4 protein-coding genes and 1 pseudogene are annotated in these 7,066 nt (G+C 69.7%); 4 read left to right on the top strand and 1 reads right to left on the bottom strand.

What is annotated here, in order from left to right; translation table 11 throughout:
* Positions 1-928, bottom strand: a pseudogene (locus ACYVD1_RS34030) (hypothetical protein); the annotation flags it as partial.
* A gap of 1,058 nt (positions 929-1,986) precedes the next feature.
* Between ACYVD1_RS34030 and ACYVD1_RS34025 the strand changes: the two are divergent.
* The 4 genes from ACYVD1_RS34025 (at position 1,987) to ACYVD1_RS34010 (ending at position 6,943) form a co-directional block, all read left to right on the top strand.
* Positions 1,987-3,006, top strand: a complete 1,020-nt coding sequence (locus ACYVD1_RS34025) for a LacI family DNA-binding transcriptional regulator (protein WP_460778595.1) — start codon at positions 1,987-1,989, stop codon at positions 3,004-3,006.
* Between the two features lie 96 nt (positions 3,007-3,102).
* Positions 3,103-4,851 (top strand): ribulokinase, encoded by a 1,749-nt coding sequence (gene araB, locus ACYVD1_RS34020; RefSeq protein ID WP_460778593.1) that lies wholly within the window; start codon positions 3,103-3,105, stop codon positions 4,849-4,851.
* Complete coding sequence (locus ACYVD1_RS34015; protein ID WP_460778592.1) at positions 4,848-5,537, top strand: L-ribulose-5-phosphate 4-epimerase; 690 nt, start codon at positions 4,848-4,850, stop codon at positions 5,535-5,537. The genes araB and ACYVD1_RS34015 overlap by 4 nt, the downstream gene beginning before the upstream one ends.
* A 47-nt stretch (positions 5,538-5,584) precedes the next feature.
* Positions 5,585-6,943 carry an L-fucose/L-arabinose isomerase family protein gene (locus ACYVD1_RS34010; RefSeq protein ID WP_460778594.1) on the top strand — a complete coding sequence of 453 codons (1,359 nt, stop codon included), beginning with the start codon at positions 5,585-5,587 and terminating at the stop codon, positions 6,941-6,943.
* Positions 6,944-7,066 lie beyond the last annotated feature (123 nt).

Raw genomic sequence — 7,066 nt, 5'->3', positions numbered from 1 at the left:
GGGGCACCATGATGTTGATCATCGCCACCGCAGCACGCTTGCGACCCGTGCGCCCCTTCCCCTGGCCGTCCCCGCCCCGGGCACCGTCGGCACCCTCAGCGCTCTCACCGTCCCCGGTGGGGTGGGATGCGGACCGGACCAGGTTCATGAACGCGTCATACATCCGCTCGGAGGCCGACACGTGCAGCCTCTCGGGGTCATACTCCGACTCGTGGGCCTTGAGCACGCACTGGAGCTCCTCGGCGTGCTCACCCGGACCCCAGGCCTCGAACATGAACGTGGCATCGAAGGTGCGCACCAAACGCGCACCACGGGCGTCGAAGGCGGCCTGGTACTGCTCCTCCACCACCGCCGGGTTGTACTGGGCCAGCAGCTCCCTACCCAGCCGGTGAATGTCGGAGGTCGACATCGACGGCTCCCTAGCCTTGGAAGCCAAAATCCCGGCCTCCACCATCCGCCGGAAGAGGCCAGCATCCGGGTAGCGGCCAGTGTTGCGCGCCCCCACCGCCTTATCAGCGGCCTTGCACACCGCGACGGCTTCGCCGATGGACAGCAACCCGGAGTCCAGGCCCTGGCGGGTGGCGGGAAGCTCCTGGGCGAACAACCGGCGGGCCAGCTCGGCGCGCCCGTTGGCCTCAACGGGGGCCATCCCCACCGAGTAGATCAGCCAGTTCTGCACCGACCTCTGCCCACCCGCCTCCAACAACGTCCCGGCCGCCTCCAGCTGCGCCAACCGCAGCAGCATCGAAAGCTGGGCCTGCTCCATGTCCTCGAACACCTGAGAAATCACATCCAGGACCTGGCCAGCTGCTCCGGTCGGGGGCACCTCCGCCATCTCCGAGGTGATCTTTCCCCGGGCAGCACCCATGGCGGACACGGCGGGGGTGTTTCCCGCCGCATTCCCGCACTGCCCGAAAGAAGAAGTCATACCAATAAGGATATCAAGAAAGACCCAGAAAGGACCTATCCCGGAGGTGATAACACCCTTACCCGACCACCCCGACCCGCCTTTCCGCCCCCCGAAGAAATAATCCCAGGAAAAGGGACGCGGCCACCCCTGTTCGCATTATTGAGCAAAGCGGACATATGCACACCCGAATGGGAATGATCTTGCTACCAGTAACAATCTCGGCGCCGAAACTGCTACTGGTAGCAAGATCATCGGGAAAAGGCCCGTCGGGAGGGGTTCGCCGCGCACAGTGACCGGCCGCGACACCCGCAACCGGTGGGCTCCGGCGCAGTGGCCCGCCCGGCCGTAGGCCGTGCTGTTCGGGGTTCGCTGCCCACAGTGACCGGCCGCGACACCCGACCCGTCGACGCTCCGGCGGCGTGGTAGGCATCGGCCGCCAGGCCGACAGAATCCGTTTTTCGGGCGGAGCCCGAATTCGACACGGACCTCGACCACGCGTCCCCCTTTCCCGATAGCCGCCAACCCGCCGTCGTAGCGGAGCGGGTCAAGGTGGAGCGCCGTTGACGCGCGAAGCCTCGATGGCGACGACCTTGAGGCGCGTAGCGGAGACGGCCACAATCGGGCGGCGGGAAAGGGGAAATGCCCGCACCCGACCTCCCTGGAAGGACCGGGGCGGCTGGCGGTCTCCAATTCGTATCCTGTTCGTCCAACACCCTCCTCCCGGTGTATCCAGGCACAGATGCCAGCACCCTTCTCTAGGTGCGGGTGTGGATCAGGTGGCGCGACAGCACCTGGCCCGCAGGGTTCAGGGTTCAGGGCGCTAGGGCGCCTTGTCCGCTCGGCCTGTCCGCTCGGCCTCTCGGCCTGACCGCTCGACTTGTCCGCTCGGCCTGCTCGCTCGGGCTCAGGGCAGGTCCGCGCGATCAAGCACCCTTCGGCAGTGGGCCTTCAGGGAAACTTTGATCGATTGACCCCTTGACGTTCGGCTTGTTAACGCTAACAATGTTGGCCACGTCACATGAACGTCATATTTCCCGGAGGTTTCCTTGCCCGTGAACGGTGGTCGCAGCCCGGTGATGGCGGATGTCGCCCGGGTCGCGGGTGTCTCGCACCAGACCGTGTCGCGGGTGCTCAACGGCCACCCCAACGTGCGGTCGGAGACTGTGACCCGGGTCCGCCAAGCCATCGACGAGCTCGGGTATCACCGCAACTCGACGGCACGGGCCCTGGTCACGCGCAGGACCAACGTGCTGGGCGTGATCGCCTTCGACACCACGCTGTTCGGGCCCGCCCAGACCCTGGCGGGTATCGAGCGGGCCGCGCGCGAAGCCGGGTACTTCCTCAGCATCGTGACCCTCGACGACGTCAGCTCGGCCGGGGTCTCCGAGGCCGCCGACTACCTGATCCAACAGTCGGTCGAGGGCTGCATCGCCATCGCACCCCAGCGCGCCCTCGTCCAGGCGCTGGCTGAATTGCCCGGTCCGAAGCCCCTCGTCGCTGTCGAGGGCGGTGAGGGCTCGGGGCTGCCGGTGGTCTGTGTTGACCAGCACCAGGGCGTGAGTGAGGTGATCGACCACCTCCTGGGGCTCGGGCACCGCACCGTCCACCACGTCGCAGGCAAGTCCGACTGGCTGGAGGCCGAAGCCCGGATGGCCGGATGGCGTTCAGCGCTGGCCTCGGCAGGCGCCAGGGCACCGGAGCCGCTCCACGGTGACTGGAGTCCGCGGTCCGGCTACGAGCAGGGGCGCCGCCTGGTCGAGCGCCGGGCGTCGGGCGAGGAGGTCACCGCGGTCTTCGTCGCCAACGACCAGATGGCCATAGGCGTCATGCGAGCCCTGTCCGAAGCCGGGCTGGACGTTCCGGGCGATGTCAGCGTCGCGGGGTTCGACGCCATTCCCGAGTCGGAGTTCCTCGCACCACCTCTCACCACCGTTCGGCAGGACTTCGCCCAGGTGGGCAAGGTCAGCCTGGGCGTCCTGCTCGACGAGATGCGTCCCGCGGGCGACGACCCGCCCGCGGCCGAAGCTCCCGTGCCCGTGCAAGTGGTCCCTACTGAGCTGTGTGTCCGGCTGAGCAGCGGACCCGTTCCCGGCTGACCTGCCGACACCCGTACCCCCACTTTCCGTCACCCTCTTCACCCCAACCCTCTCCAACCTCCCTACCCCCGTCCGACAGCAGAGGAGACGTTCTCGATGGCCGCTAATGTGAGCGCTAACATCAAGGTGGACAACGAGCCGGTCGTGGTCGGGGTGGACTTCGGGACCCTCTCCGGCCGGGCCGTCGTCGTCCGGGTCGACGACGGCACCGAGCTCGGCACCGCGGTACACGCCTACCAGCACGGGGTCATCGCCGAACACCTGCCCGGATCAACCGCACCCCTGCCACCGGAAACAGCCCTCCAAGCACCCGAGGACTACCGGGAGGTCCTGCGCACCGCCGTCCCGGCCGCCCTGCGCGACGCCGGGGTCGCACCGGAACGGGTCATCGGGATCGGTACCGACTTCACAGCCTGCACCGTTCTGCCCGTCCTCGCCGACGGCACGCCCCTGTGCGAGCTCCCAGAACTGACCGGCCGCCAGCACGCCTGGCCCAAACTCTGGCGCCACCACGCCGCCCAGCCCGAGGCCGACGACATCAACGCCCTGGCCGCCGAACGCGCGGAACCCTGGCTGTCCCGGTACGGCGGCCGCATCTCCTCCGAATGGCAGTTCGCCAAGGCCCTCCAGGTCCTGCGGGAGGACCCCGAGGTCTACGAGCGCACCGAACGCTGGATCGAGGCGGCCGACTGGATCGTCTGGCAACTGTGCGGGCGGGAGACCCGCAACGTCTGCACCGCCGGCTACAAGGGCATCCACCAGGACGGCGAGTGGCCCTCCGAGGGCTTCCTCCGGGCCCTCGACGAACGCTTCGCGGGCTTCGTCCGCGACAAGCTCGCCCACCCCCTGTCCCAACTCGGCGAACGCGCGGGCGGACTCACCGCCGAAGCGGCCGCGTGGACAGGCATCCCCGAGGGCGTGCCCGTCGCGATCGGCAACGTGGACGCCCACGTCACCGCCGCCACCGCCCAGACCACCGGGACCGGCCAGATGCTCGCCATCATGGGCACCAGCACCTGCCACGTCATGAACTCCGAAGCCCTGGCCGACGTGCCCGGGATGTGCGGGCTGGCGCGCGACGGGATCGTCCCCGGCATGTGGGGCTACGAGGCCGGCCAGAGCGGGGTCGGCGACATCTTCGCCTGGCTCACCGACTCCTACGTGCCCCCCGCCTACCACGAGAGGGCCGCCGAACGCGGCCTCTCCGTCCACGACCTCCTCGCCGAAATGGCCGCCGACGCCCCGGTCGGGGCGCACGGTCTCGTCGCCCTGGACTGGCACAGCGGCAACCGCTCGGTCCTGGTCGACCACGACCTGTCCGGGGTGGTCGTCGGACTCACCCTCGCCACCCGCCCCGAAGAGGTCTACCGGGCCCTGGTCGAGGCCACCGCCTTCGGCGCCCGCACCATCGTCGAGGCCTTCGAGAAAGCGGGAGTACCCGTCGACACGTTCACCGTCGCGGGCGGGATGGTGCGCTATCCCTACGTCCTGCGGGTCTACGCCGACGTCCTCAACCGGCCGCTGCGCCTGGTCGTCTCCGAACAGGCCTGCGCCGTGGGCGCGGCCATCCACGCCGCCGTCGCCGCCCGCGCCCACCCCGACATCCACGCGGCCTCCGCCGCGATGGGCGGGGTGCGCGAGCACACCGTGGACCCCGACCCGGTGCGCGCGGAGGCCTATGACGACCTGTTCGACCTCTACACCGAACTGCACGACCACTTCGGGCGAGGCGGCAGCCGCAGCCTGCACCGGCTGCGGGAACTGCGCAACGCCGCCCTGAACAGCGACACCTCCCAGAACAGCCAAGACGGCACGAACGACACGACCGAGGAGGACCCGCGGTGACCGCGCCCACCCACGTACCGGACACGTACCGGGAGGCCGTCGAACGCCTCCGGCACGAGCTGTGCGCACTGCACGCCGAACTGCCCCGCGCCAACCTGGTGGCCTGGACCAGCGGAAACCTCTCCGCCCGAGTCCCCGGCGCCGACCTCATGGTGATCAAGCCCAGCGGCGTCGCCTACGACGACCTGACCCCAGACTCCATGGTCGTGTGCGACCTGTACGGCGAGCGGATCGAGGGCGCGCACCTGCCCTCCAGCGACACCGACGCCCACGCGCACGTGTACCGCGACCGCCCCGACGTCGGCGGGGTCGCGCACACGCACAGCCCCTACGCCACCGCCTGGGCGGCCCGCGGCGAACCAGTCCCGTGCGCGATCACCGCCATGGCCGACGAGTTCGGCGGCGACATCCCGGTGGGCCCCTTCGCGCTCATCGGCGACGACGCCATCGGCCGGGGGATCGTCGCCACCCTCGAAGGACACCGCTCACCAGCCGTGCTCATGAGCGGCCACGGGGTCTTCACCATCGGAACCACCGCCAAAGCCGCCCTCAAGGCCGCCGTCATGTGCGAGGACGTTGCCCGCACCGTGCACCTGGCCCGCCAGGGCGGACCCGTCGAACGCCTCCCGCAGGAACACGTCGACGCGCTCTACCACCGCTACCAGAACGCCTACGGGCAGAAGTAAGGAGCCACAGCGTGCCCGCAACCCCTCGAATCGGCCTCCTGGGCATCATGCAGCCGCTCTACGACGACATGATCCCCGGAATCACCGAGCACCAGGCCGCCTACGCCGCGCGGGTGGCCGAGGCGCTCTCGGAGACCGCTGAGTGGACGGTCGCCCCGCCGGTCCGGGGCCGAGCCGACGCCGAACGCGCCATGCGCGACTTCGAGGACGCCGACCTCGACGGAGTCCTCGTGGTCATGCTCACCTACGGTCCCTCGCTGCGGATCACCCGGGCGCTGGGCGGTGCCCGCCTGCCGGTCGCGCTGGCCAACATCCAGCCCGACCCGGCCGTCACCCCCGCCTGGGACATGGCGGACATGACCTACAACCAGGGCATCCACGGAGCCCAGGACACCGCCAACGCCTTGGTCCGGTCCGGGGTGCCCTTCGAGGTGATCACCGCCGAGTGGCAGAGCCCCGAGTTCACTGAGCGCGTGGGCCTGTGGGCGCGCGCGGCCCGTGCCGTCACCGCCTGGCGGCGGCTGCGGGTGGGCGTCTTCGGCTACCCGATGAACGGCATGGGCGACGCCCGGGTGGACGAGAGCGCGCTGCTGCGCAAGCTCGGCCCCGAGGTGGAGGTCATCGCCCCGGGCGCCCTGCACCGCACCATGGCCGAGCTGCCGGGGGAGGCGGTCGCCGATCTCCTGGCCTGGGAGGACGAGACCTTCAAGGTCGACGAGCACCTCACCGGCGCCGAACGCGAGGACCACGCCCGGATGCAGCTGGGCATCGAGAAGCTGCTCGTCGCCCACGGCTGCGACGCGTACTCCACCCACTTCGACGCCATCGGCGAGGACGGCCGCTTCGCCCGCCTCCCCATGGCCGCGGCCTCCAACCTCATGGCCCAGGGCTACGGGTTCGCGGGCGAGGGCGACGTGCTGGCCGCCGCGATGGTCCACGCCGGGCACCAGCTCGCCGGGGACGGCCACTTCACCGAGATGTACGCCATGGACTTCCCCACCGACTCGATCCTGATGAGCCACATGGGTGAGGGCAACTGGAAGGTCGCCCGCGAGGACGAACCCGTGCGCATGGTCAAGCGGCCCCTGGGCATCGGGGGGCTCGACGACCCGCCCACCATCGTCTTCCGGTACCGCACCGGCCCGGCCACCCTGGCCTCCCTCGTCTCCCTGGGAGGTGAGCGGTTCTGCCTGGTCGTGGCCGAGGGCGAGGTCATCGACGCCCCCGAACTACCGGACCTGGACATGCCCTACGGCCAGTTCCGCCCGGAGACCGGCGTACGTGCCTGCATGGACGCCTGGCTGCGTGCGGGCGGCACCCACCACATGGTCATGAACACGGGCCGACGGGCCCAGGACTGGCGGGTCTTCTGCGACCTCGCCGGGATCGAGTACGTCCGGGTCTAGTGCAGCGATTCATAAGTCCTTCGGGGAGTGCTGACTACTGTCAGTGCTCCCCGAGATCGGCGAGGTGGACACCACACGCGCAGTCCAGAGCCTCGTTCGGGGTCCCGGTCCACTGCCCGCTCG

The sequence above is a fragment of the Nocardiopsis nanhaiensis genome (genome assembly GCF_054778635.1).
This window is presented reverse-complemented; position numbering and strand designations above follow the sequence as displayed.